The sequence below is a fragment of the Micromonospora auratinigra genome (assembly GCF_900089595.1).
GTDB classification, from domain to species: domain Bacteria; phylum Actinomycetota; class Actinomycetes; order Mycobacteriales; family Micromonosporaceae; genus Micromonospora; species Micromonospora auratinigra.
In genome coordinates this window covers 1,246,522-1,271,250 of sequence record NZ_LT594323.1, presented here as the reverse complement: position 1 = coordinate 1,271,250, position 24,729 = coordinate 1,246,522, and the positions used below count along the sequence as shown (strand labels likewise).

Sequence of the window (24,729 nt, the reverse complement as noted above, 5' to 3'; positions counted from 1 at the left end):
CCCATCCGGTCGCTCCCAGATCGACACCGTCCCCCACCAGGCAGGGCCGGCTGGCCCCATAGACGAATCCGGTCGACGGGTACGCCAACCTGATCTTCAGGCTGGCCGTCCTCGCATCCCCGGCCCTCCGAGCCTTCCTGTCTGGTGGTGGTGATCACGTCTGGACAAGGCTGGGTTCCTTCTGACGACGCCGGAGGCACTGCGCGGGCACCCGGCAAGTTGCCCGGCGGCGCGGCGCGAAGTCGACAACGTTGCAGCCTCGACTCCGCGCCGGTGCGCCCATCGGCTCATCGCCGTGGTGAAGACCGCTGCCGGCGCCCCCTCCTGACGATGGCAGTAAAAACGCCCGCACACAGAGCCGAACAGACACCCATGACGACTGCCGCGGACCGATCGGCAGTCGAGCCGTTCAGCAGACTCACCGACGCGACCGCGAAAGCGATGGCGAACACCGGAAAGACTATCCGGGCCACGCCCCGGTGATGGCGCCGATTGTGCTCAGCGTTGATTCGGCGCTGTTCGGGGTCGAGGGTCTTCTCCCACGGTGTGTTGAAGGGCCAGTTGGCGACCCAGATCATGGCAGCGAAACCTCCGATGATCATCAACACCGTGATGACGGCCTTGAAGAACACGCTCCACCTCCAGAAACCGTCAGTCCAGGAGAGACCCGGCAGCACCGGTAAACGGGTCATGGTTCGCGAGGACCCATCCACCGACGACTCCCGCGGCGCGTGTCGGATCAATACGCGTCGCCGCTTCGAACCGGCCGGGCCCGAACTGGATGGACTTCGCGCCCGTCAACGCTTGCCCCACTCGGCCCAGTGGGATGCTGCGCACCGCCGAACCGTATCGACCAGCTCCCCGGCTGATCGACTTCGCGCCCGTCAACGCCTGTCCCACTCGACCCAACGGAATGCTGGTCGCCTCTCTTCCCAGGGCTTTGACACCGCCGGTGGCCACCCTCGCTCCCGGGATGAACACCGAACCGATATCCGTCGCCAGGCCGACCCCGAGCTTCGCGTAGTCCGCCTTGGTCTTGTCACTATGGGCGAAATCATTGATGCGGTACAGCCCACTGATCGTGGCTGCCCCCGCCGCCACGACAGTACAGGCGCCAGCGGTGGCCACGATGCAGACACCCACTGCCACGATGGCGGTCGCGGTCAGGATCTCGTTCTTGTGGTCGACGACCCAGTTGCCGGCGGCACTGGCACCATTTTTGAGCTTCTGCCCGTTGCGGCACCAGAAGCTGGCCTGACACTCGCGCTGCTTCCGCTCGGCCTCCTGGCGCTGGCGCGCCTCGGCCTCCTGGCGCTCACGCGCCTGCTGGCCGGCGACGATGTCCTCGTGCGTCGGCGGCCGATCGGACCGGTTGTACTCCGGGGAGCCGTACGCGTTCTCCATGTTCTGCTGGGAGTGCTTCGACGGCGGCGGACCCTCCCACTGCGCGTCGAAGGGGTCGCGGCCGGTGGGATCGCTCAGTGTGACGGGCGAGTTGTTGGCGTACGAGTAGGCGTTCCACTGCTGAGGGTCGGACAGATTCATCACGGGATCGACCGAGATGAACCGCCCCAACACCTGGTCGTACTGGCGGGCGCCGATATTGACCAGGTTGGTCGGGTCGATGTCGCCCCCGACGAAGCCCTTGCCGTTGACCCAGGTGGCGCTCGGATCACGGGACACACCGTAAGGTGTCTGCCGACGCACGGTCACAATCTGGGTGCCGGCGTTGACGGCAATCTGCTGGGTTCCTTGGTGATCGTCGAACAGCCAGGTCAAATCGGCGATCGCCGAGCTGCCCTTGCGACTGGCACAGGTCTCCCCGGCGAAACTGTAGTACCGGGTGCCGATATTGACGCTTCCCTCCCGGCGGATCTCCTGCCCCGGCAGGTAGAGGGTGGTGCCGGTGGCGTCGCGGCGGACGAGGCGGGCCCCGTCGGCGTCGTACACGTTGGTCTCGATGGTCGTGCCGGCGCTGCTGACCGTGGCCAGTCTGCCCTCCGCATCCCATGCCAACGTCTGACTGCCTGCCTTCGCGGTGCCGCAGTCGTTCGCCGCGACACCCGCCGGGCGGCAGGTCATGTTTCCGGTGGCGTCGTAGTCGTACTTGTTGATAACCGTGGACTGCCCGGGGGCGTCCTTGGTCATCTGGGTGACCGCGTGCGGCCGCACCACGCCCTGACCGCCGTCCGGCACCAGGTAGCTGCGGGTGCTGTCCCCGCCACTCGCGTGGTCAGTCTGGATCCGCCGGCTGCCGGTGCTGTTGAACGTCCAGTCCTGCCAGTACGGCGCAGGCCCGCCGAGGTTGGTGAGGGCCGGGTCCACGTCGCAGGAGACCCCGGTCTTCACGGTCCACGCACTCTTCAGCCGGCCCAGCGCGTCGTCACGGAAGCACTGGACATCTGCCTGACCGACCTGAGGGGTGTCAGCGATCGACGTGATGTTGCCGGCGTCCTTGTAGGAGTACCTCCGATCCGAGATGGTGCCGGTGACCGTGGACCGTTCGACGGTCACCCGGTCCACGCGTCGGGTCGCCTCGTCCCGGTAGACGATGTCCTGGGCGAACTCAGCGTTCCCGGGAACCTTGTAGATGGAGCCCTTCCGGTCGCCGTACGCCGTGTAGCTGGCGGTCGCGATCGTGCCCGGGGAACCGGTCAGGCTGGTGTCGAACCGGGTCGGCATCCCGGTGGTGGCGTCGTAATCGGTGGTCAACTGTTCGGTGACCAGCCCGCCGGCCGCGGGATAGGCGATCGACGTGGGCGCTCCGGTGAACGCGGAGTACCCGTAGGCGTAGACGTAGGTGCCGTTCAGGCCGGCCTCGATCGGGGGGATGACATAGTTCGTGCCGGTGGGCTGGTACCGCTCGTTGAAGCCGCGCACCTGCCACTTGTAGGCGCTCGCCGTGCCGCCCGAGTCGTATTCGTACCGGATGGCCTGCGTCAACTGCCCCTTGAAGCCACCCTGCCCGCTGTAGAGCGCGTCGTACTTCCACTCGGCGCGCAGGCGACCGGTCGCCGAGTCGTCGCGAAGCTGGGTCTTGCGGCCCAACTGGTCGTAGCTGTACCACAGCGTCTCGCCGCGGGCGTCGACGGTCCTCTGCAGAGAATCGTCGTCGTAGAAGCTGCTCGTCGTGGTGCCCTTGTCCGGGTCGGTGGTCCGCCAGAGCCGACCCTTGGCGTCGTACTCGTTGGTCCACTCGTTGCCGTCGGAGTCGACGGTCTTCGTCGCCTGGCCCTTGCGGTTGAAGGCGTACGTGGTCTCCAGGTACGCCCCGTTCACGCCGGCGGTGGTGGTGTGCTGCCGCAGCGCCACGGTGCGGTCCTCGATGTCGGTGACCGTGGTGGTGGGCGTGCCACCGGCCGGTGGCGTGACCTTGGTCAGATCGCCCTCGTAGCTGGTGACCGTACGCCACTTCTCCACCAGGTTCGTGACGTCGTCACCGGCGAGGAAGACGGCGCCGGTGGGGCGGGACGCCTGGTCGAAGAGGACCTTGTTCACCGCCGGCAGAGACCACTCCGGCTCCCACCACAGCACCCCCGAGGGCGCCCCGGTCTCGGCGTGCGCGCCGTACGTGGTGGAAATGCGCCCGTACTCGTCGTAGATGGTGTCGGTGACCACCCGATCGCCGCTGCCCCCCAGGGACAACGACTGGGTCTGCCGCGGGCGCTGCCACCCGTCGAAGACCTGGTAGCTGGTGAGATAGTTGCCGTCCGGGTTCAGACTGCGAGTCGTGACATACGGGTAGTTGTCCCGGTTCGGCGCAAAGGTGTAGGCGTACTGGTTCGACGGCTGGCTCGGATTGTCGGTCCTCGACCAGCCCTGTGCCCACACCTTCGACACGCGGCCGAGCGCGTCGTAGTCCGCCTCGTTGGTGATCTTGCCGTTCGGGTCGGTGGCCTTCGTGGTCGAGCCCCAGTACGGGTTCATCGTCTCCACGGACTTCCAACTGAGCTGGTTGGTGGTGGTCACCTGCGTGACCGGTCCACCGACCGCCGGGACGTAGTCCGTCGTGGTGACGCTGTTGTTCACGTCGGCCGAGGTGTGCTCCCGACCGGTGCTGTCGTAGGTCACCTGGGAGGTCGTCTGCCACACCGTGCCGGTGCCGACGGTCCAGTCCTTGAGTTGCTCGGTCCTGGTAGCGGAGCCGAATGTCGGCACCGTGTCGACGCTCGACGCGCCGTCGTAGTAGGTACGGGCGTCGGAGATGACGTCATCGACGCTGGTCGGGCTGTTGCCGCAGGGCAGCGCGGTGGCCGTGGTCTGCTTGACCAGCTTGGTGAGGTTCTTGGCCAGGTTACGGTTGTAGGTATAGCTGATGCACTTCTCGTCGCCGGTCACGGTGATGTCGCCGTCGTCTTGCGACCAGTTGAGCGTGCCGTACGTCTGGTCGTAGCTGGTCCGGCCGCGCGAGGTGCGCCACCCGCGGGCGCCGTCCACGCCGAGGGCCGTGGCGGCGTAGGTGGCCTGGGTGTTGACGAACCGCGCCTCCACCGTGTCGCCGTTGATGGTGCGGCTGGCGGTGGCGTTCGACCGCCACGGAACGTTCACCGTCTTCGACACCGGCTTGGACTCGACGCCGTTGTAGACGACCTGTTCCCGGACCTGACCCGCGAACTGGTCCTCGTCGTAGACCGTCTCCGAGCCCAGCGACGCGGGCACGGTCACGGTACGGGTGCCGCCGGTCGGGCTGAGCTTGTCCCCGTGCATTCCGCGCAGGAACGTCGTGACGGCCAGGGTCTGCGGGCTGCCGTCGTCGCCGACCCGGGTCTTCACCTGCGCGTACCCGCGCCACTGGCCCCAGGTCTTGCGGTCCGGCCGGGTCAGGCCGTCGTCGTCGTCGAAGTGCCAGGCCGGGGCGCCGACGTACTCGTACCAGGTGTGCTTGGTCGGCGACTGGTGACCGCCGAGGAGTTGGACGTCGTCCTCGGCCACGTGCTCGACCCGGTACTTGTGCCACCACTCGGTGACCAGCTTCTGCCCGGTGGGGTCGGCCGGGTCCGGGACCCGGACCGGGTAGCAGCGCCGGGTGTTGGACTCGGGGGCCAACGTGTCGACGATGGCCGCCGTGCACTCGGGCAGCGAGTAGTCGACCTTGATGCGCGCGCCGGTCTCGGTGACGATGCTGGAGATCCGCAGCCAGTTGTCGGTGGTGCCGTGCTCGGTGTAGACGCGGTTCGGCAGCGACTCCGCCCCGAACGTCACCGGCGGCAGGGTGATGGTGCCGCCCACCAGACCCGCGTGGTCGATCCGGTCCAGCCACAGCCCCTCGTGGGTGGAGTCGGCCGTGGCCGAGAAGGTGTGCGACAGCGTCCACGACTCGACGTCCTGCCACGCGGGTGTCGTCTTGGTGGTGTCCCAGACCCGGGTGGTGATCGTCTTCAGTCGCTTGGCCGTCCAGAACGTCGGCGAGTACTGCTGGGGGCAGGTCGACCCCTTGCACTCCTGGTCCCAGGGAGTGTCCTTCCAACTCGCCTTCACCGGGGCAGCCTCGGTGCCGCAGTTGGTGAAGCAGCGCATGTCGGTGTCGAACACCACCTGCGCGTACGGGTTGACGTTGCGCTCGGTGACGCCGTGCGTCGCCGCGGTCCGGTCGTACGTGCCGTAGTCGATGCGGGTGAGGTAGCCGGCCCGGTCGTAGGAGACCACGTCCGAGTCGGTGCTGTTCCGGGCGTACTTGTTGGTCTCCTTGCCGTACCAGAACGACATGGTGTTGCCGCGCACGTCCACGACGTAGTCGAGGTTCCATCGCCAGGCCTGTACGCAGTCCGAGCCGGCGAAGGTGGCCTTGTGGCAGGGTTCGCCGGTGTGGTTGCCGAAGACCGGCACGGTGAGGGTGGAGTTGGTGGTGGTCGTCTCGCCGGGCAGGTTGTGCAGGCCGAAGAAGTACTGGGTGCCGTCGGTGGTGGTGACCTTCCAGTACTCCCCCACGTCGCCGTAGGTCGGGTCGCCGGCGTCGCCGTTGGCCGCCCCGGTCAGCTTCTCGACCTTCGAGCCGTCTTCGGCCCGCGAGTGCCAGCCCTTCCCGGCCTGGAAGATCAGCTCACCGCCGTGCCCGCTCAGGCTCATGGTGGCGTTGTCGGAGCGCCAGCACTGGTCACCGCTGCTCGCGGTGTTGGTCGCGCCGTTCTTGAGGTCGTCGGCGCAGGGCACGTAGCGCCGCTCGATGTAGCCGGGGGTGTAGTCGAAGCCCTCGCCGATCCAGGACGGCTGGTTGTTGGTGACCTCGGAGCGCCCGTCGACGGCGGAGGAGGAGTAGTTCAAGCCGATCGTCGGTGCAGGGCCGGAAGCCGGCGGCATCCGCAGCGGGTAGTTCCAGGAGAAGTCGCCGGCGCTGCCGCCGCTGGACCAGGTGGAGGAGGGAGCGAGCCCGGTCGCGCCGAAGTCGCCGTCGGCGCCGGCGGACGCGGCGGCCAGCATCAGGTAGGAGCGCGCCGCCCCCGCAGTGTCTGAGGTGACGCTGACGTCGGCGGTGGCGACGCCCGCCGCAGTGTCGTTGCTGGTGCGTAGCGGCACCGATCGGCAGTCCCGGCCGGCGGCTGCGGTGAGGGCACACTCCGGCACCTGCCACAGGCGCAGGCGAGACGCCCACGAGCCGCCCACCGCGTGGCGGAAGGCGTCGTAGTCGACGGACACCTTCGCCGTCGCAACCGGCGCGCCCTGCGGGCTGGTCAGCTTCAACAACAGGCCGTCGCGCCAGGCCTGGGGCAGGGCCGCCCGATCCATGATCCGTACGTCGAGCCGAGAGAGCCGCTCGCCGGCCTTCCCGGCACCACGGTCGACCCAGACCGGCATCGAGCCCGCCTGCACACCCCGGCTCCGTGCCAGTCGGGCCCCGGCGGGTGGCAGCTCGACCCGTGCGGTCGCCGGCGCAGGCCAGCGCGGTGTCCGCGTCGCCGCCGGCTTTACCCGGTTCTGCCGCCAGGCCCGGCCGCCCGCGATCGGGCTGCCGTCGTGGTCCAACTTCTCCACCGGCGGCTTCGCGGGACGGCGGGGTGCCGCCGCCTGCGCCGGGACGTACGGCACCAGTGACAGCACCAGCGCTGCCACCACGGAGCCGACCAGGGTCATCCGGCGACTGTTCGTACCGAGAAGAGTGCGGCGCACCCGCCGCAGGCCGCGCACAGACCGTGCCGACATGAGCTTTTCCTCTCCGACAACCGCCGGTGGGCGGCAGGTTCGAGTGCGGCGACCGAACGGGTCGGTGCCGCGGGGGGTGCTCCCGCCCAGCCGGTGCGGCCGGGCGGGAGTGAAAGAGTCAGTGCCGGGTCAGCGGCGCCACAGGATGGTGCCGCCGGGATCGAGCAGCACCAGGTCGCCGTCGTCGCGCAGCACCAGTCGGTCGGCCGTGGTCGACCAGGTCTTGGTGTCCCAGAGCGGGACGCGGGCACCGGTGTAGACCACGACGTTGCCGTCGGTCTGGAAGATGGTGTACGCGCCGGGGTTGCCCCAGGTGCCGGTGTCCCAGATCGGGAAGCCGGCCTGGGTGAGGACCAGGTTGCCGTCGTCCTGCATCAGCAACTGGTAGTTGCCGACGTCGGAGCGCAGGTACTGGCCCGGCGTCAGGCTCTCGCCCCGATTCAAGGTGTTCACCCCGGGGGTCGCGGGGACCTGCGAGTTGTAGAAGGAGAACATCGCCGCGTCCGTCATCGCGCCCTGAAAGACCGAGACGTTGTCGATGCCGCCGACCCACTGGTCGACCATCTGGTCGTGATACCAGGTGCGGCCCACCAGCAACGGCCCGTTCGAGGCCATCGGCGTGAAGCTGACGGCCTGCGTACCTTCCAGGAGGCCGTTGACGTAGAGACGGATCTCCTTGCGGCCTGCGTCGTACACCCCCGCGAGATGGGTCCAGACGCCGGACTCGGCGGGATTCGTTGACCGCACGCTCGCGGTGGGACTCGTGGTGACGTCCTCGTCGGTGACGATGAACTGCCACTTGTTGACGGCCGAGTCGAACTTCAACCAGGTGGCGCTCTCGTGCACGCCCCGCTGGGAGAGAGCCGTCCGCATCCCCTCGTTGCCCAGCATCACCCAGGCGGAGATGGTGAACGAGTCATCGGTGCGCAGTACGGGCGTGTCCTGCCACTCCGTGATGCCGTTGCCGTCACTGTCGTTCGGGTCGAGCTTGGTCGCGCTGCGCCCGTACTCCTGGGTGGCCTCCGTGAAGCCGTCGTCCGGGAAGTACTGGTAGTCGAGCCACAGCCCCTGGCCGCCGCCGTACCCCGCGGCGACCTCGGAGCCCCGCGTCAGCGCCTGCCACCGACCCCAGGCGGTCGTCGAGTCCGGTGCCTCACAGGTGTCGGAGACATCGGCGGTGTAGCAGGACACCGCCGCCTCGAAGTCCCAGTCGCCCACCCGGACCGGGGACGCGATCCCCGGCTCGTTGAACCCGCTGGAGCCCGGCTCGGTGGCGAGTTGACCGGTGAAGTCGTGCGGCACCAGCACCCGGTCGAAGGCCTGCACAGTCGCGATGGAGCCGTTCCACCACTTGTCCGCGGCCCCACCGACGAAGCCGCGCCCCACCGCGAAGACACCGGTGGCCTGCCACGGTGTGCTCGGCCCGGCCGACTCCATAGCGAGTTCACCGTTGACGTAGAGGCGGATCTTGCCGGCCGGCTTGTCATAGACGCCCGCCAGGTGCACCCACTGGCCGAGTTCGACCGAGGCGATGTCCTGGGTCGCGGCCCGTGTGGTGCTGGACTGAGCCGAGTTGTCCTTCATCGAGAACGACCATTTGGCGACGGCCGGCGAGCCGACCATCCGGGTACCCAGCAGGAATCCACCGGCGTCCGTGCCGTCCTGGGTCAGAGCCACCGTGTCGGCGGTCGGCATCGCCGTCACACGCACCCAGGCGGCCACGCTGAACGAGTCGGCCGTGGACAGCACGCTCGGCGCCGTGGCCGCCGACGAGGTGCCGTTGAAGGTGGCGGTCTGTCCGCCGACCAGGTGTACGTTGCTGGGCCAACTGACGTTCGTCGCGGTCAGCGGGGAGTTGACCGGGGCAGGCGCGGCGTCCGCCAGCGCCGCCGCCTGGTTGATGCCCGGGTAGGTCTCCAGGCCCCACCTGGCGACCGGACCGGACGGGTGTCGGACGCTGAATTCCACCGACCCGTTGCCCTCGTTGAGCGTGGCGTCGATGGCCTTCACGTAGAGCACGTTCGTGCCGAAGCTCAGGGCGGTCAGGTCGACCTCGGCGTACTTCGGGTTGGTGCCCTGGGCCGCCACCTCCTTCGTCGCCGCGTCCCAGCCGTACCGGAACTTGGTGACGTCGGTCGCCGTCGACTCGATCCGGACCCGGCCCTTCAGGCCCGGACCGGCGGGCACGGTGATCATTCGGGCCGTCACCGGCGGCCGGGTGGTGTCGGCCGCGAACTGGCACCACCCGGACCAGGAGCCGGTGATGTTGTACGGGCTCTTGTCGGTGCCCCTGGCCCGGAAGGCGTAGGTCTTGCCGGAGAGCACCGATACCGCCGCGCTGGTCGTCCGGGTGTTCGGACTGATGCCGCTCTTGGCCGCCGGCGCGGTCTTGCGGGTCGGGTAGGTGTCGGTGACCGTGCCGATGCCGCCGCTCGGCACCTCGATCCACTCCCAGGAGGCTGTCAGCGAGTCCGCCGGGTCACCGTCGGGGAACACCGCCGAGAAGGTCGGGCTCAGCGTGCCGACGGTCAGCACGCCGGACGCGGGGCAGGCCACCTGAGCCACCTGCAGGCCGTTGGGCACACCCGGCTTGGTGTCGTAATCGACGATCAGCTTCGCATCGGCCGGGAAGAACTTCTTCCAGCGGTCCTGCGTTGACTCGCCCGATCCGTCCGAGGCCCGGGCGGTGAAGCCGACGGTGAGGGTGTTCCAGTTGCCGGTCGCGGCGGCCTGCACCTGGCTGGTGACCGTCGTGCCGGAGAAGTTCATGATCATGTCGGGCTGGATGGACGAGCAGCCGCCGGACTCGTTGGCGTGGCCGTACGCGGCGTCGAGGAACTTGGTCAGGCCCATGGTCGACCAGCTGGCCTTCATGGTGGCGTTGATGGCCGGCGTCAGGTACATGGAGGCGATGGTGTCCCCGCACGACCAGGAGTGGTCGAGCTTCATCTGCACGTACGCCGACTCGATGTGCTTGCCCTTCAGCGAAACGCTGTTGGCGGTCGTCGGGAATTCGAAGAACGACCGGTACAGCGCTCCCGTGTCCGGGTTCAGGCCGACCCTGGCCACCGAGTAGTCGGTGTTGGAGGAGTTGTTGTTGGTGGCGTACGCCCACTTCGTCTTGTAGACCGACCAGGCCGGGTCGACGAAGAGCGGGAACACGGTGTCCGGCGCGGCCAGCAGCTTCGCGTCCGGACGCAGCACGAGATCGCCCCCGGCGACCTGCACGGCCACCGGGGCGAGTCGGGCCGCGTCACCGGCGGCCGCGGCGGTGGAGCGTGGGGCCGCCTCGCCCGCCCGCGGCGCCGCCGACGGCCGGTTTCCCGTCTCGGCCCGCGAGTCCCACATGACGGCCGACTCCGACGAGGCGAGCACGTTCCGGCCGACCGTCGCGCGCAGCCGTCCGTCCGGACCGGCGCCCACCGCGGCGTCGCCGCCGAGGCCGAACCGCACCTCGCGCACCGCCGGGTTCGTCGCCGCCTTCGCCGACTTGACCTTCAGCACGTGGGTGAAGCCGGTCGGCGTCGCGCGCACCACCAGGTCGACGTCGGCGAGCACGTCGGCGTAGGTGGCCGAGTCGCCGGAGACGGTGGGGGCCGGCAGCGGCCCCCGGGGCCACGACATCGTCATCGTGCTGCCGTTGCGGCGCAGCGTCACGAGCGGACCCGTGCCGCCGCCGGAGAAGGTCACGTCGGCCACCGACACCGCCGGCCGCCAGGAGCCGTCGCCCGCGCGGGCGAGGTCGAGGTCGACGTCCGCCCAGCGACCCGCCGTGCGGGTCCGCTGCGGAACCACCGCCGCCTCGTACCGCAGCCGGCCGTCCGGTTGCGCGACCACCTGTGCCAACTCCGTGCGGGTGCCGTCCACCACCACCGGCTCGCGGCAGGAGGCGGCCAGTGCCAACGCCCCCGCTTCCGAGCCGGCCACCCCGGTGCATGCCGGTGCTGCCGCAGCACCGCCCGCCCCCGGTACCGCCATCGCGGTGACGGCCAAGAAAGCCGCCACTCCACCAGCCAGCCCACGATGCCATCGACGCGCCACCGTCACACCCCATCCCCGTAGCGGAGCAGTGGCACGGACGATAGGGAGGGTCGCGCCTCCGCCGCTGTCCCGAACGCTCACCCGCACCGGGCGAGAGACGGCGGCAAGTTGATCGATCCGCGACCCAGTCGCTGCCCGAGCTGCACACATCACGGACGGTCACCCTGAAAGGGTGCTGTGTGACTTGAGTCACACCAGCGCCGTTTCAAGGGGGAACGCCGGCAACGCAGGGATTCGTACGTTGGTCCGCTTCGGCCGGTCCGGCACACCTCGTCACCGCCGGCCCCCACGATCGCGGCCCCGCTCGTAACATCAGCAACCGCCAGCACCTGACGACCGGGAGGGTGTCGATGAACAACGGCGACCACGTGGTGCTCCGTGCCATGGCGAACCTCTGGCGCGGAGCGGAGTCGGTCGGGGGTCGACTGACCCTGACCGATCAGCACCTGTCGTTCCGGGCGCACGCGCTGAACCTGCAGACGGCCCCCCTGGACATCCCCGTGGGACAGATCGTCGGCACCCGGAAGTACCGCAACATGGGGTTCGTGCCGAACGGGCTGGCCGTGCTGACCAGGGACGGCGTCGAGTACCGGTTCGTGGTGCGCAAGCGCGACCGGTGGATCGAACGGCTCGCTGAGCTGACCTCGTAACCGACGGGCCGGCGGGATGGCCCGGACGGCGAGCGCGGGCACCAGGGCGACCCCCAACCAGGCCGCGACACGGCCGAGCTTGCCGGTCCACCTACATTCTCCATGCGTTCCAGGCCTGGCCCGGGATTCCGGACAATCGCTGGTGGCATGGCTGTGGGCGATCTAGCGTTCCCGGCATGGACGTCATCGCACTGCTCGGCACCGGCACCATGGGTACCGCCATGGGCCGCCGCCTGTTGGCCACCGGCCACCGGCTCACCGTCTGGAACCGCACCCCGGAGCGCACCACGCAGCTGGTCGACGCCGGGGCGCACGCCGCCGCCACCCCGGCCGAGGCGGTCCGGGACGCCGACGTGGTGATCACCATGCTCACCGACGCGACCGCGGTACGGGAGACGCTGCGCTCCGCGGCGACCGCACTGCGCCCCGGCACCCACGTGATCGAGATGTCCACAGTCGGCCCGGACGCCGTCCCGGAGCTGGCCGCGCTGCTGCCGGCCGGCGTACCGCTGGTGGACGCGCCCGTCGCGGGCAGCGCGGCGGCGGCCGGGGCCGGTCGGCTCACCGTGCTGGCCGGCGGCGCGGACGAGGCCGTCGACCGGGTCGCGCCGGTGCTGGAGCAGCTCGGCACGCTGCGCCGCTGCGGCGGCCCGGGGCGGGGGGCCGCCCTGAAGCTGGTGCTCAACACCGGGCTGGTCACCGCCGTGGCGGCCGTCGCCGACGCGCTGGCGGTCGCCGATGCGGTCGGCGTCGACCGGCGTACCGCGCTCGATGCCCTGGCCGCTGGACCACTCGGGGGCGCGGTCGCCCGGGCGACCGCCACGGACGCCGCGTTCGCCGTCTCGCTGGCGGCCAAGGACGCCCGGCTCGCCCTGGACGCGCTGGGGGATGCGTCCGCGCCCGTGCTGCGCGCCACCGCGACGGTACTCGCGGACGCACCGGACCCGCAGCGCGACATCGCCAGCCTCACCCGGGGCCCCGACCACGAGCCCGCCTGAGTATCGGGTGATGCTGCCACAGTGGACGGCGGGTGGAGACCGGGACGGGATTCGAACCCGCATATGACGGTTCTGCAGACCGTCCCCTCACCATTCGGGCACCCGGTCGGGTGTGCTGCCGTGCCCCCGGCTGGATTCGAACCAGCGACCCCCAGGTTCGGAACCTGGTGCGCTCTCCGCTGCGCCACGGGGGCATGAGCGGCGGGGACCGACCCCGCCGTGCGTACCCGGGGTGCGATTCGAACGCACACTGGCCGCCTCCTGAAGGCGGTGCCTCTACCGTTGGGCCACCCGGGCCTGAGCACGTGCCCTCGGCGCGATTCGAACGCGCACCGTGCGGCACCTCATGCCGCTGCCTCTGCCGTTGGGCCACGAGGGCGAAGCTGCGAGCGGAGGACTCGAACCTCCAACCTTCCCTTCCAGAGAGGGACGTGCTGCCTGTTGCACCAGCTCGCATCGGCGTGCCCCGACCAGGATTCGAACCTGGGATCTTCGGATTCGTAGTCCGACGCGTTCTCCGCTACGCCATCGGGGCGGGGTGACCGGCGCCCCGTCCCCCCGAGGGGCGCCGGTCGGGTGTCAACCCTTCACGCAGACGACCTGCTTGAGGTGTGCCACCACCTCGACCAGGTCCTCCTGCTGGGCCATCACCTGGGTGATGTCCTTGTACGCGCCGGGGATCTCGTCGACCACCCCGGCGTCCTTGCGGCACTCGACGCCGGCGGTCTGCCGGGCCAGGTCCTCGGTGCTGTACGTCCGCTTCGCCTGCCCGCGCGACATCCGCCGGCCGGCCCCGTGCGACGCCGAGCAGTACGCGTCGAGGTTGCCCTTGCCGCGCACGATGTACGAGCCGGTGCCCATCGAGCCGGGGATGATGCCCAGGTCCCCCGCGCCGGCCCGGATGGCGCCCTTGCGGGTCACCAGCACCTCCACCCCGTCGTAGGTCTCCTCCGCCACGTAGTTGTGGTGGCAGGAGATCGGCTCGTCGTAGCCGATCTGCGGGAAGGTCTCCCGCACCACCTGGCAGAGCAGGGCGAGCATGACGGCCCGGTTGCGGCGCGCGTACTCCTGCGCCCACCAGAGGTCCCGGCGGTAGGCGTCCATCTCCGGGGTGCCGGCGAGGAACACCGCGAGGTCCCGGTCGGGCAGCTCGACGTTGTGCGGCAGCCCCCGGGCCACGGCCATGTGCCGCTCGGCGAGCTCCTTGCCGATGTTGCGGGAGCCGGAGTGCAGCATCAGCCAGACCCGACCGTCGTCGGGGCCGCCCTGCTCCAGGCAGACCTCGATGAAGTGGTTGCCGCCGCCGAGGGTGCCGAGCTGCCGCTGGGCCCGGGTCTCCAGCTGCGCCACCCGCCGGTCGAGGGTGCCGAAGCGCCGCCAGAAGTCGTCCCAGCCGCGCTGCTCCAGGCCCGGGACGCGCCGCGGGTCGACGGCGTCGTCGCGCATCCGGAAGCCGACCGGGATGGCGGCCTCGATCGCGCTGCGCAGCCCGGCGAGGTCGTCCGGCAGGTCGGCTGCGGTGAGCGAGGTGCGCACCGCCGACATGCCGCAGCCGATGTCGACGCCGACGGCGGCGGGCGAGACGGCCTGGCGCATCGCGATCACCGAGCCGACCGTGGCGCCCTTGCCGAAGTGCACGTCCGGCATCACGGCGACGCCCTGCACCCAGGGCAGCGCGCCGATGTTGCGCAGCTGCTTCGCCGCCTGCGCCTCGATGGTGTACGGGTCGGTCCAGACCCGGACCGGCGCCCGGGTACCGGCCAGCGGGGTGAAACCCATCGTCGTCTCCTTGATCCTCATGTCGTGTCCGAGCGGTCGGCCGGATTCGAACCGGCGATCTTCACCGTGGCGGGGTGACGCGCTGCCGGACTGCGCTACGACCGCGGGGGTGGTCCCGGTGGGGACCGGTGTGGGCCGTGCGGGGTTCGAACCCGCGACCTCCCGGGTGAGAGCCGGGTGAGCTTCCGTCTGCTCCAACGGCCCGGTGCGGGGACGGCTGGTCCGCCGTCCCCACCAGTCCGGGACCGCGGAATCGAACCGCGTGTCTCTCGCGCCCAAGGCGAGCGGGTCAGCCAGCTCCCTCGTCCCGGATGCCCGGCCGGCGCGTGTTTGCGCCGGCCGGGATCGTGCTCATGCCGTCCACTGTGGAGTTGAGAAACAGCGAGGTCGCCGGCGGTGGGCCGGGACTGATGACGCAGGGGCGACAGGATTCGAACCTGCAACCGTCGGAGTTGGAGTCCGGTGCTCTTCCGTTGAGCTACGCCCCTGGGCGAGGAACGAAAAAGCCGCCCGGTCCCCGGTGGGGGGCGGGCGGCTGCGCGTGTGTCGCGCCGGCGCTAGTCGCGCCACCACCCCGGTTGCCACCACTGCCGTCGGCAGGAGCCCAGGTTGCCTTCCGGCAGCAGGGCACCACCGCGCGGCGCGGGCCGCTCGGCTGTGGTGCGGTACTGCTGCGACACGGTGGGCTCCCTGGGGTGTGGATCCGGTTGACGTTGCCCGTTCACGGTAAGCGCGGAGCCGGGGCACCGCAACGGATATTCGCCGTCAGGGCGTACGCAGGCCGGCGAGGGTGACGGCGACGAGCCGGCGGACCGCGGCGGCGGACGGCAGGGCGGCGGCGGCGTGCAGCGCGTGCACGCAGTACGTGGCCAGCTCGGCCGGGGGCACGTCGGCGCGCACCGATCCGGACCGGGCGGCGTCGGCGATCAGGTCGCGCAGCAGTTCGGTGACCTGCCGGTGGGCGTCGGTGGCGTGGTGGTGGCGGTGCAGCAGCGCCCCGAGTTCGGGGCCGAGCAGGGCGTGGTGCCGCAGCCGGTCGCGCTGGTTGCCGGCGTACGTGTCGAGGACCGCCGCCAGCCGCCGGCCGGGCTCGTCGGAGCGGTCCCGGGCCTCGACGAGCCGGGCCAGATGGGTGGCGATCTCGCGGTCGCGCCAGGCGAGCAGGATCGCCGGGACGTCCGGGAAGTACTTGTAGAGGGTGGCGCGCCCGATACCGGACTTCTCCGCGATCTGGGACATGGTCACCGTCATCGCCCCGTGCTCGGCGGCCAGCTCCACGGTCGCGTCCAGGATCGCGTCGTGCACCGCGCGGCGGTGCGCCTCGATCGTCTCGTTCCACAACTTCGGCACTCGCCCATCGTACAGCGCGACCTTGTCGCGGCGTTTCGTCGCGTACTAGACAGTATGTATCGCAAAACCGTCCGGACGGGAGCCCCGATGAACCGACACCACCCGCACCAGGAGCACCAGCACGGCATCCTGATCCAGGACGCCCGGCGCTACGAGTGGGCCGCGCGGATCGGCATGTGGGGTCGCCGCCGCCAGGTCTATGACGGCCTTGTCGCGCTGGCCGGCATCGGCCCCGGCGACCGGGTGCTCGACGTCGGCTGCGGCACCGGATACCTCACCCGGCGGGCGGCCCGAGCCGTCGGCCCCATCGGGGTGGCGGTCGGGATCGACCCGTCCGCGTCGGTCATCGGGTACGCCGCGACCCGGTCACCGGCCAACTGCACCTTCCAGGTGGCCGGCGCGCAGGCGCTGCCCCACCCCGACGGCACCTTCGACGCGGTGGTCTCCAGCCTCGCGATTCACCATCTCCCGCCGGACGAGCAGGTCACCGCGCTGCGCGAGATGCGCCGGGTGCTCCGGCCCGGCGGGCGGCTGCTGATCGCCGACTTCCGCGCCGAGCCGCGCCACCACCGCCTGGCCGGCCTCTTCGTCGGGCTGGCCCGCCGCGCCCGCCGCCACCACCCGATGCCGGACCTCGCCGGCCTGATCCGGGAAGCGGGATTCACCCCGACCGGCGCCGGGGACCGGTGGCCCGCACTGCACTATGTGCAGGCCCGGCGCCCGGACGACGACGTTTCGGTGGCCACCGAACACTCCCGGCCCTAACCTGATCCGGACCGAGGGAGGTGACCGGGGTGGATCTGCGGCAACAGGTGGCGGCACGGTTCCGCGAGGTCAACGGGACACACCCGATGACCCCGACGGACGACGCGTACGTGAGCACGCAGTTCGTCGTGCTCGACGAGCTGTGCACGGCGACCGGGCAGGACCCTGACGACGTACGCCGCCTGATGCTCGACCGGCGGCTGCCGCTGCCCGGCTACCTGCGCTCGGACGGCGCGCAGATGGTCCCGGCCGACCTGTTCGCGCTGGCCGGACGAGCCGGCGGCGTGGCGCGGCTGCCCGCGTGGTTCATCCGGCAGTGGACGGACCCGGCCCACGGCACGGCCGAGTGGGACGCCTACCTCAGCGGCCAATACGTCTGCCTGCACCGGGTCACCCCGGAGAACATCCAGCGCAAGGACGAGCTCACGGCGGCGATCGGCGCCGCACCGGCCCAGCCGGACGCCGGCTCGGCGACCTGGCGGGAACGGCTGCACGGGTGGGTCGACGAGTTGGACGCGCTCGAACCCGCGTTCACCGGCTACGACCGGCTCCGGTTCGGGGGTCCCACCTCGCGCGACACCCACGTCGACGCGGTACGGGCCCGCTGGCCCCGCCCGGTCACGGCACCGGCCCCGGGATGACCCGGCCGGGCCGGGGTGACGGGGCGACGTCCCACGGCCCGGGGCGGCGCGCCGCCACCACCTCGATGTGCGCGCGGACCCGGGCCGCGACCAGTGCCGGCTCGGTGGGCCGGTCGGGCTCGGCGAGCACCTCGGCACGGGCCCGCCGCGCCACCGACACGAGGCGGTGGAAGTGCCGGACGGCGTGCACGTCGAAGCCGGCCACCCAGTCCGGTTCGGTGCACGACTCGTCGCTGTACCAGTGACAGCCGGCCTGGCCGACCAGCACCGCCCAACGCCGCAGCAGCGCCGGCACGGCGGCGACGGTCAGCACCGCGTCGGTGGCGTGCAGCTGCGCGCCGGGCGGGTCCGGCTGGTACGGCTCGGCCCCGACCCCGCCGAACCGGGCGGCGAGCGCGGCGGGATAACCGGCCGTGTTCCAGGTGACCGTGCCGGCCGGGCGGATCCGCCACAGGGCGCCGGAGCGCAGCCCACGGGCGACGGCGGGGCTGAGCACCGTGCGGGGCGCCACCGTGAACACCACGGGCGGGCTCGGCGTGCCGTCCTCGTGGTCGGGGACCATCCGGGCCGGTTCGAGCACCAGCAGGGTGTCGGGCCGGGGCTGGTACGCCAGCCCCCAGAGCAGCCGGCCCAGCAGGCGGGCACCGGTCAGGTCGGAGCTGACCACGGTGAAGTGGCGCTCCCGGCGTACCGCGTACCGGGCCGGATCCCCGGGACGGAGGCTGATCACCTGGTAGTCGCGACCGGCGTGCCGCCACTCGCGGCGGTGCAGCCGGAGCCGGCTGGTCAGGGCCGCTTCGGACGGCCGGGTGCCGTCGCTCACCGGCCCATCCGTCGACGTCTCATCTCCGGCCCCCTCGTCCGCGACCGGCCCGGCCGGTGGTCCGGCCGGATCGGGATGAGCAGATCCTGGAGGAGGACGGCCGACCGCGCGACCGGTTTACGCCCGGCGCGACGCCCCGGGCGGGGTCAGCCGGCCTGGGCCACCGGGTAGTGCTTCATCTGCTCCATGAAGGGGAACCGGGCGGTCAGCTCGGCGACGGTCAGGCCGCCCCGCCACGCCGCGGCCACCTCGGCGACCTGGCGCAGGTCGGTGGCGTCGCCCCGGGCCTCGACCTCGCCGGCCACCCGCAGATCGATCATGAAGTAGCGGGCCTGGGCGCCGAGACCGACGCAGACCACCCCCCGGTCGGAGGACATCTCGGCGCAGGTGAAGCGGGCCCGGCCCTGGTCGGGGGCGGTCACCCGGCCGACGTCGAGCCCGTGACGGGTGGCCACGTCGGTGAGCGCGGGGGCCAGTCCGCCCTGCTCGACCAGGTCCGGGTAGAGACGCACACCCAGTGCCGTCGACACGTCGCTCATGACTGACTCCCACTTCCTCGTGACAGAGACCAGCTGCACGCAGGTTACGGGTGTGTTTCCGGCGCGCCTGGTCATCCTGTCCCTCCGCGACGGCCGAGGGCAATAGGAACGATCGATTCGCCCTCTTTCGGGGCCCGATCGGGACGGCCGGCCCGGGGCCTTCGACCCGGGCCGGCCCGGCGTACGCCGGCCCGCCGGCACCCACGGCGGCGCGTACGATCCGACCTCGTGGCGCGGATCCGATGTGACTTCTTCTCCGAGGCCCTCGGCATGGGCACCTCGATGACGGTGCTCCTGCCCGACCGCGGCGCGGCCGGCATCGGCGTGCCCGGCGGCGACGTCGCCGGCGACCCGCCGGTGCTCTACCTGCTGCACGGGCTCACCGACGACGACACCATCTGGACCCGGCGCACCGCGATCGAGCGCTACGTCGCGCCGCTGGGACTGGCGGTGGTGATGCCGCAGGTCGCCCGCAGCTTCTACACCGACGAGGCCAACGGCAACCGGTACTGGACCTTCCTCACCGAGGAGCTGCCCGAGGTGTGCCGGACGTTCTTCCGGCTCTCCGGGCGCCGGGAGGACACCTTCGTCGCCGGCCTGTCGATGGGCGGCTACGGCGCGATGAAGTGGGCCCTGCGCCACCCCGAACGGTTCGCCGCGGCGGCCAGCCTCTCCGGCGCGCTGGACGTGGCCCACCGCCGCGACCACCCCAGCACCCCGCTCGACCCGGCGGTCTGGCGCACGGTCTGGGGCGACCGGCAGGTCCCCGGCACCGACGACGACACGGTGGCGCTGCTGGCGCGCGCCGGCGGTGACCTGCCGGCCCTCTACGTCGCCTGCGGCACCGAGGACTTCCTCTACGAGGACAACGTCCGCTTCGTCGACACCGCCCGCGACCGGGGCGTGCCGCTGACCGTGAGCTTCTCCCCCGGCGAGCACGACTGGGCGTACTGGGACGCGCGGATCCAGGACGTGCTGGCCTGGCTTCCCCTGGCCCGGCGTTAGAGGGGGACCCGCCTCCACCGAATGCGTGCAGCGGGGCCCCTTCCTCGCACCGGGTCGGTCAGCGCGGCGTGAGGGCGAGCGCGGCGAGGGCGGCGACCCCGGCGGTCAGCGCGGACTCGTCCAACCGCATCTGCGGCGAGTGCACCGGGGCCACCGGCCCGTCCGCTGGCCGGGTGCCCAGGATCAGCATCGCCCCCGGCATCCGCCGCAGCAGGTAGGCGAAGTCCTCACTGGCCGGCATCGGAGTGGGCAGCTCCGTCGTCCGCTCGGCACCGAGGACGCCCGCCACGGTGGCCAGCGCCCACCGGGCCTCCGCCGGATCATTGACGGTCGGCGGGTAGCCCGGGTCGACGCGGACCTCGGCGGTGCAGCCGTGCGCGGCGGCGACCCCGTTGGCCACCTCGGCGAGCAGCTCGGCGACCCGGGCCCGGGCGGCGTCGCTGAACGTGCGTACGGTGCCCGCGGCGGTCGCCGTGTCCGGGATGATCCCGGCCCCGGGGACGCCGGCGTCCAGCCGGTTCACCGTGACCACCACCGGGTCGAACACGTCGAAGCGGCGGGTGACCATCTGCTGCACGGCCAGCACCACGGCGCAGAGCACCGGCACCGGGTCGACGCCCAGGTGCGGCAGGGCCACGTGGCCGCCCGCCCCGCGTACGGTGACGGAGAGGGCGTCCGCGCCCGCCAGCAGCGGGCCCGGGCGGGTGGCCACCGTGCCCGCCGGCAGCCCCGGGAACTGGTGCAGGGCGTACCCGCGCGCCGGGGTGAAGTCGCCGTCGAGCAGCCCGTCGGCCAGCACGGTGCGGCAGCCGTCGTGGCCCTCCTCGCCGGGCTGGAACATCAGGATCACGTCCCCGGGCGGGCCCGGGTCGGCGGCCGCGATCAGGTGGGCGGCCTGCACGAGCATGGCGGTGTGCGCGTCGTGCCCGCAGGCGTGCATCGCACCGGCCACCTCGGAGGCGTACGACAGCCCCGTCTGCTCGGTCAGCGGCAGCGCGTCCATGTCGGCGCGCAGCAGCACCGGTGGCGCGTCACCGCGGCCGGCGAGCCGGGCGACCACCGCGCTGGAGGCGGCACCGGTGCGCACCTCCAGCGGCAGTGGACGCAGCGCGTCGAGCACCGCCGCCTGGGTGTCGGGCAGCCACAGGCCCAGTTCGGGCCGGCGGTGCAGTCGCCGGTACAGCTCGCTCAACGCCGAGCGCCGCTGCACCGCGCCCGCCAGCAGCTCCCGGCGGCCGGTCGTCGGTGACGTCATGCGCCGAGAATCGGGCGGCGGACCGGGCCGGTCAAGCAACCTCGCCCACGGCGTCGGGCTTCGGACAACCCCGCCCCGGCGGTCAGACGCCGACGGTGCCGTCGACCGCCTCGCGGAGGAAGTCGGCGTGGCCGTTGTGCCGGGCGTACTCGTGGATCATGTGGAGCATCACCAGGCGCAGCGAGACGTCCTCCTCCCAGCGCTCGTTCCAGGCGGTGACGTCGAGGGACTCGGCCTCGCGCTCGATCCGGCGGGCGTGCTCGACCTCCCGCCGCCACGCTTCGAACGCCTCCGCCACGTCGGCGTCGGTCGTGTCGTACGCCTGCTGGAAGTCGAAGCTGTCCGACCAGACCAGCGGCACGTCCTGGCCGTCGATGATCCGGCGGAACCAGGCACGTTCCACCTCGGCCATGTGCCGGACCAGGCCGAGCAGGCTGAGCGTGGACGGCGGGGAGGCCGGCCGCCGCAGCTCGTCGTCGGTCAGCCCCTCGCACTTCAGGGCCAGGGTGGCCCGGTGGAAGTCGAGAAAGGCACGCAGGGTCTCACGCTCCCCGCCGCGCAGCGGCGGGCCGATCCGTTCGGTCTCCACGGGTGATCCTTCCTCGCCAGGCGCGCCGGCCTGCCGGTGGTGAGGGTTGGCACAGGTCGCACCGGAGCCTAGTGTCGGCGGATCGATCCACCTCCGAAGGGATCTTGATGAACCCCCACCTCCGACGTTCCGCGCTGGTCGCCTCGGCGGTCACCGCGGCGCTGGTCGCCGGCGGCACGACCGTCCAGGCGGCCGGCGACGGCTACGACCACACCGCCACCGCGACGGTCTTCGCCCCCAACCCGGTGCAGCAGCTCGGCGACGAGTCGCTGACCGACAACAAGGACACCGACTACCCGGCGCTGGCCGGGGCGTACCGGTCGGTGCTGCTGACCAACCTGGACGGCTCCGGCACCCTCACCGGGAAGTACGTGGTGGTCAAGAGCAGCACCGGCAACGCCGCCGTGTCGGTGAACGGGGCGTACCCCGGCTGGCACCGCGACGCCGACCAGTTCGAGCAGGTGATGGGCTACCACTGGGTGAACACCGCCCAGGCGTACCTGCAGTCGCTCGGCTTCGGCAGCACGCTGCGCCCGGTCAACCAGCGGCAGATCGAGCTGCGCATCGACCAGTACGGTGGCGACAACTCCTTCTTCCGCGACGACAAGGCGAACATCACCCTGGGCAAGGGCGGCGTGGACGACGCCGAGGACGCCGAGGTGATCGTCCACGAGTACGGCCACTCCGTCCAGGACGGGCAGGTGGCCGGCTTCGGCACCACGCCGGAGTCCGGGGCGATCGGCGAGGCGTTCGGCGACTACCTGGCGGTCAGCGTGACCGGCTGGGCCACCGGCGTGCCGACGAAGACCCCGGAGGCCTGCGTGGCCGACTGGGACTCCGTCTCGTACACCCGCACCGCCCCGCACTGCCTGCGCCGCCTCGACGGGACGAAGGTGTACCCGGCCGACGTGGTCGGCGAGGTGCACGCCGACGGCGAGATCTGGTCCCGCGCGCTGTGGGACATCCGCGCCTCGCTGGGTGACCGCAAGGCCACCACGCTGATCGTGGACGCCCAGTTCGACTTCGCCAAGGACACCACGTTCCGCGCCGCCGCGCTGGCCACCGTCGCCGCCGCGCAGCGGCTGTACGGCACCCAGGCCGCGGCCGCGACCCGGGCCGCCTTCGCCGCCCGCGGCATCCTCTGACGCCGCCGGTGGGCGCCGCCTCCCGCCGGGGCGGCGCTCACCGCAGCGACGACCGGGCCACCGGGAAGTCGAAGTACGTCTTCGGGTACGGCTCGTCGACGTAGCGGTAGTGCCACCACTCGCGCGGGTAGTTCTCGAACCCCTGCGCGGTCATCAGTTCCTTGAGCAGCTGCCGGTTCTGCCGGGCCGTACCCGTGATCCTCGGGTCTCCGGTGTGCGCGCGGCTGTCGAAGCAGTCGAACCCGGTACCCATGTCGACGGAGTTGTCGGCGAACCGCCGGCCGGCCGGCGCGGTGCAGGCCACCAGCGGCTGCCCGGGCCGGTACGCCGGCTGCTCGGGGGTGGGCACCGGGACCAGGGTCAGGTCGAGGGTGCTGCCCCGGCTGTGCGCCGTCGGCGCGCCGATGTACCCGTCGGCGAAGAGCCGGTCCTTCGGCTCGTCGGGATAGAACTCCGCCTTCGTCCGCTGCTCGCCCGGGACCTTCGCCCAGGCGACGAAGTCGTCGGCGGCCCGCTGCGGGCGGTAGCAGTCGTACACCTTCAGGCTGCGCCCCCGGGCCAGCGCGGCGGTCTGCACCCGGTGCAGCGCCTCGGCCGCCGGCCGGGTGAGCAGGCAGCGGGGTTCGACGTAGCCGGCGACCGGCCGGCCGACGAAGTTGTGCGCTCCGGCGTACCGGATGTCGGTACGGACGCCGGGGTCGACGGACGCCAGGTCGACGAAGTCGGCCGGGGCGCGCGGGCCGGTGGTCGACGGGGCCGGCGACGGACCGGTGGTCGACGGGGCCGGCGACGGACCGGTGGTCGACGGGGCGGGCCGGGGCGCGGACCGCTCGCAGCCGGCGGCGGCCAGCACAGCCAGCACGAGCAGCACGGCGGTCGTCCGGTTCCTCACCCCCACCCCCTGTGTCTACCAGCCCGCTCCCCTCCCGCGCCCACCCGAAGCTCCGTCGATCTTGCAGTTGTGGCGTGAGATTCGCCCCGTGCGCGGCTCATGCCCCCGCCACAAGGGCAAGATCGACGGGGGTCATCCGGGGGTGAGGAGGGTGTCGCGGAGGAAGGTGAGGGCGGCGGCGTCGTCGTCGATGCCGCCGGCCTCGTGGCCGTTGTAGCGCCAGACCGTCAGCTCGGCCGGGCCGCGGTAGGCGTGCACCGCGGCGTAGACGGTGGACGGGGGCACGATGTCGTCCATCAGCGCCACCGAGAACCGGGCCGGCACGCGCCCCCGCCGGGCGAAGGCGACCCCGTCGACGTAGCCGAGGGTGCGCAGCGCCTGCTCCTCCCGGTCCCGGTGCACGGCCAACCAGTCGCGGATCTCCCGGTACGGGTGGGCGTCGGTGATCGTGACGGCGCGCGGGATGTCGCAGAGGAACGGCACGTACGCCACGACCGCCGCCAGGTCCGGCACCAGGGCGGCGGTGGCGAGCGCCGCGCCGCCGCCCTGGCTGTGCCCGAGCACAGCGACCCGGGCCGGGTCGACGGCCGGCAGGCCACGGGCCGCGTCGACGGCCCGCACCGCGTCGGTGAGGAACCGCCGGTAGTAGTACCGGCGGGGATCCTCGATGCCCCGGGTCGCCACGCCGGGGACCTGCGGGCCGGCCCCGGCCAGGTCCGGGGTGTCGCCCCGGCTCCAGCCGGAGCCCTGGCCCCGGGTGTCCATCTGGACGTGCGCGTAGCCGGCCGCCGCCCACAGCAGGTTCTCCAGCGGGTGGCCCCGGCCGCCGCCGTACCCGACGTACTGCACGATCGTGGGCAGCGGGCCGGTGCTGCCGCGCGGCACCCGCAGCCAGGCCCGGACCGGTTGCCCGGCGAAACCGGGGAAGGTCACGTCGAAGACGTCCAGCCCGGTGAGCGGGGTGCACACCGGCGTCACCTCGACCGGACCGCCGCACTCGCGGGCCTCGGCCAGGGTGTCCGCCCAGAAGGCGTCGAAGTCCTCGGGCTCGCGCAGGTCGCTGCGGTACGCGTCCAGCTGCGCCTCGGGCAGGTCGGTGTACGCCATGGGCCCGCCGCGC

General features: G+C 71.8%; 17 protein-coding genes and 10 tRNA genes. 6 read left to right on the top strand and 21 right to left on the bottom strand.

The genetic code is table 11. The features are described 5' to 3' along the window. Positions 1-287 precede the first annotated feature (287 nt). From GA0070611_RS05705 to GA0070611_RS05695, 3 genes are all read right to left on the bottom strand, one after another. Positions 288-632 carry a hypothetical protein gene (locus GA0070611_RS05705; RefSeq protein ID WP_157740214.1) on the bottom strand — a complete coding sequence of 115 codons (345 nt, stop codon included), beginning with the start codon at positions 630-632 and terminating at the stop codon, positions 288-290. Between the two features lie 19 nt (positions 633-651). Beyond that, a complete protein-coding gene (locus tag GA0070611_RS05700; RefSeq protein WP_091658580.1) occupies positions 652-7,068 on the bottom strand; it encodes an RHS repeat domain-containing protein in 6,417 nt (2,138 codons plus the stop codon). A 198-nt stretch (positions 7,069-7,266) separates the two neighbouring features. Continuing rightward, on the bottom strand, positions 7,267-11,154 hold the full coding sequence (locus tag GA0070611_RS05695) for a LamG-like jellyroll fold domain-containing protein (protein WP_407940430.1): 3,888 nt from the start codon (positions 11,152-11,154) through the stop codon (positions 7,267-7,269). Between the two features lie 374 nt (positions 11,155-11,528). On the opposite strand from GA0070611_RS05695, the gene GA0070611_RS05690 reads away from it, so the two are divergent. Together GA0070611_RS05690 and GA0070611_RS05685 are read left to right on the top strand one after the other, a co-directional pair. Beyond that, the gene (locus tag GA0070611_RS05690; RefSeq protein ID WP_091658578.1) at positions 11,529-11,828 is read left to right on the top strand and encodes a PH domain-containing protein; all 300 of its coding nucleotides are present in this window, start codon (positions 11,529-11,531) and stop codon (positions 11,826-11,828) included. Positions 11,829-12,004: 176 nt separating this feature from the next. Continuing rightward, a complete protein-coding gene (locus tag GA0070611_RS05685; RefSeq protein ID WP_091658576.1) occupies positions 12,005-12,826 on the top strand; it encodes an NAD(P)-dependent oxidoreductase in 822 nt (273 codons plus the stop codon). Between the two features lie 33 nt (positions 12,827-12,859). Here GA0070611_RS05685 and GA0070611_RS05680 read toward each other — a convergent pair. From GA0070611_RS05680 to GA0070611_RS05630, 12 genes are all read right to left on the bottom strand, one after another. Next, positions 12,860-12,934, bottom strand: a tRNA-Cys gene (locus GA0070611_RS05680). Positions 12,935-12,947: 13 nt separating this feature from the next. Beyond that, a tRNA-Arg gene (locus tag GA0070611_RS05675) sits at positions 12,948-13,020 on the bottom strand. A gap of 30 nt (positions 13,021-13,050) precedes the next feature. Beyond that, positions 13,051-13,123, bottom strand: a tRNA-Leu gene (locus GA0070611_RS05670). Positions 13,124-13,132: 9 nt separating this feature from the next. Further along, a tRNA-Leu gene (locus GA0070611_RS05665) sits at positions 13,133-13,205 on the bottom strand. A 4-nt stretch (positions 13,206-13,209) separates the two neighbouring features. Further along, positions 13,210-13,282 (bottom strand) — tRNA-Gln (locus tag GA0070611_RS05660). 6 nt (positions 13,283-13,288) lie between these two features. Continuing rightward, positions 13,289-13,361: transfer RNA gene (locus tag GA0070611_RS05655), tRNA-Arg, on the bottom strand. A gap of 44 nt (positions 13,362-13,405) precedes the next feature. Continuing rightward, positions 13,406-14,605 carry an RtcB family protein gene (locus GA0070611_RS05650; protein ID WP_091658572.1) on the bottom strand — a complete coding sequence of 400 codons (1,200 nt, stop codon included), beginning with the start codon at positions 14,603-14,605 and terminating at the stop codon, positions 13,406-13,408. 31 nt (positions 14,606-14,636) lie between these two features. Then, a tRNA-Gly gene (locus GA0070611_RS05645) sits at positions 14,637-14,710 on the bottom strand. A gap of 26 nt (positions 14,711-14,736) precedes the next feature. Further along, positions 14,737-14,809 (bottom strand) — tRNA-Glu (locus GA0070611_RS05640). A 34-nt stretch (positions 14,810-14,843) separates the two neighbouring features. Then, positions 14,844-14,916: transfer RNA gene (locus GA0070611_RS30970), tRNA-Pro, on the bottom strand. 105 nt (positions 14,917-15,021) lie between these two features. Then, positions 15,022-15,093: transfer RNA gene (locus tag GA0070611_RS05635), tRNA-Trp, on the bottom strand. Between the two features lie 277 nt (positions 15,094-15,370). Continuing rightward, a complete protein-coding gene (locus GA0070611_RS05630) occupies positions 15,371-15,955 on the bottom strand; it encodes a TetR/AcrR family transcriptional regulator (protein WP_091658569.1) in 585 nt (194 codons plus the stop codon). A gap of 87 nt (positions 15,956-16,042) precedes the next feature. Here GA0070611_RS05630 and GA0070611_RS05625 point away from each other — a divergent pair, with 87 nt between their 5' ends. Continuing rightward, positions 16,043-16,720 carry a class I SAM-dependent methyltransferase gene (locus GA0070611_RS05625; protein WP_091658565.1) on the top strand — a complete coding sequence of 226 codons (678 nt, stop codon included), beginning with the start codon at positions 16,043-16,045 and terminating at the stop codon, positions 16,718-16,720. A 29-nt stretch (positions 16,721-16,749) separates the two neighbouring features. Continuing rightward, positions 16,750-17,361 (top strand): DUF6058 family natural product biosynthesis protein, encoded by a 612-nt coding sequence (locus GA0070611_RS05620; protein ID WP_231921334.1) that lies wholly within the window; start codon positions 16,750-16,752, stop codon positions 17,359-17,361. Here GA0070611_RS05620 and GA0070611_RS05615 read toward each other — a convergent pair. Together GA0070611_RS05615 and GA0070611_RS05610 are read right to left on the bottom strand one after the other, a co-directional pair. Continuing rightward, positions 17,339-18,184 (bottom strand): hypothetical protein, encoded by an 846-nt coding sequence (locus GA0070611_RS05615; RefSeq protein ID WP_091658558.1) that lies wholly within the window; start codon positions 18,182-18,184, stop codon positions 17,339-17,341. The two genes, GA0070611_RS05620 and GA0070611_RS05615, sit on opposite strands and share 23 nt — an antisense overlap. A gap of 146 nt (positions 18,185-18,330) precedes the next feature. Next, positions 18,331-18,723, bottom strand: coding sequence for a hypothetical protein (locus GA0070611_RS05610; protein WP_091658555.1), 393 nt, complete (start codon positions 18,721-18,723; stop codon positions 18,331-18,333). A gap of 228 nt (positions 18,724-18,951) precedes the next feature. Between GA0070611_RS05610 and GA0070611_RS05605 the strand changes: the two genes are divergently transcribed. Beyond that, a complete protein-coding gene (locus GA0070611_RS05605; RefSeq protein WP_091658553.1) occupies positions 18,952-19,728 on the top strand; it encodes an alpha/beta hydrolase in 777 nt (258 codons plus the stop codon). A 58-nt stretch (positions 19,729-19,786) separates the two neighbouring features. On the opposite strand, the gene GA0070611_RS05600 is transcribed toward GA0070611_RS05605, so the two are convergent. Further along, on the bottom strand, positions 19,787-20,983 hold the full coding sequence (locus GA0070611_RS05600; protein ID WP_091658550.1) for a M20 metallopeptidase family protein: 1,197 nt from the start codon (positions 20,981-20,983) through the stop codon (positions 19,787-19,789). An 82-nt stretch (positions 20,984-21,065) separates the two neighbouring features. Next, the gene (locus tag GA0070611_RS05595; protein ID WP_091658546.1) at positions 21,066-21,572 is read right to left on the bottom strand and encodes a DinB family protein; all 507 of its coding nucleotides are present in this window, start codon (positions 21,570-21,572) and stop codon (positions 21,066-21,068) included. Positions 21,573-21,679: 107 nt separating this feature from the next. Here GA0070611_RS05595 and GA0070611_RS05590 point away from each other — a divergent pair, with 107 nt between their 5' ends. Continuing rightward, complete coding sequence (locus tag GA0070611_RS05590; protein WP_091658542.1) at positions 21,680-22,717, top strand: M4 family metallopeptidase; 1,038 nt, start codon at positions 21,680-21,682, stop codon at positions 22,715-22,717. 37 nt (positions 22,718-22,754) lie between these two features. Here GA0070611_RS05590 and GA0070611_RS05585 read toward each other — a convergent pair whose 3' ends face one another. Then, positions 22,755-23,609 carry a M15 family metallopeptidase gene (locus GA0070611_RS05585; RefSeq protein ID WP_407940411.1) on the bottom strand — a complete coding sequence of 285 codons (855 nt, stop codon included), beginning with the start codon at positions 23,607-23,609 and terminating at the stop codon, positions 22,755-22,757. 132 nt (positions 23,610-23,741) lie between these two features. Further along, positions 23,742-24,716: an acetylxylan esterase gene (locus GA0070611_RS05580; protein WP_091658534.1), complete on the bottom strand. Its 975-nt coding sequence runs from the start codon at positions 24,714-24,716 to the stop codon at positions 23,742-23,744. Positions 24,717-24,729 lie beyond the last annotated feature (13 nt).

Coding starts and splice junctions, on each gene's coding strand:
- GA0070611_RS05700 (WP_091658580.1), bottom strand. CDS start 7,068: ATGACCCTGGTCGGCTCCGTGGTGGCAGCGCTGGTGCTGTCACTGGTG.
- GA0070611_RS05690 (WP_091658578.1), top strand. CDS start 11,529: ATGAACAACGGCGACCACGTGGTGCTCCGTGCCATGGCGAACCTCTGG.
- GA0070611_RS05685 (WP_091658576.1), top strand. CDS start 12,005: ATGGACGTCATCGCACTGCTCGGCACCGGCACCATGGGTACCGCCATG.
- GA0070611_RS05650 (WP_091658572.1), bottom strand. CDS start 14,605: ATGGGTTTCACCCCGCTGGCCGGTACCCGGGCGCCGGTCCGGGTCTGG.
- GA0070611_RS05625 (WP_091658565.1), top strand. CDS start 16,043: ATGAACCGACACCACCCGCACCAGGAGCACCAGCACGGCATCCTGATC.
- GA0070611_RS05610 (WP_091658555.1), bottom strand. CDS start 18,723: ATGAGCGACGTGTCGACGGCACTGGGTGTGCGTCTCTACCCGGACCTG.
- GA0070611_RS05600 (WP_091658550.1), bottom strand. CDS start 20,983: ATGACGTCACCGACGACCGGCCGCCGGGAGCTGCTGGCGGGCGCGGTG.
- GA0070611_RS05590 (WP_091658542.1), top strand. CDS start 21,680: ATGAACCCCCACCTCCGACGTTCCGCGCTGGTCGCCTCGGCGGTCACC.
- GA0070611_RS05580 (WP_091658534.1), bottom strand. CDS start 24,716: ATGGCGTACACCGACCTGCCCGAGGCGCAGCTGGACGCGTACCGCAGC.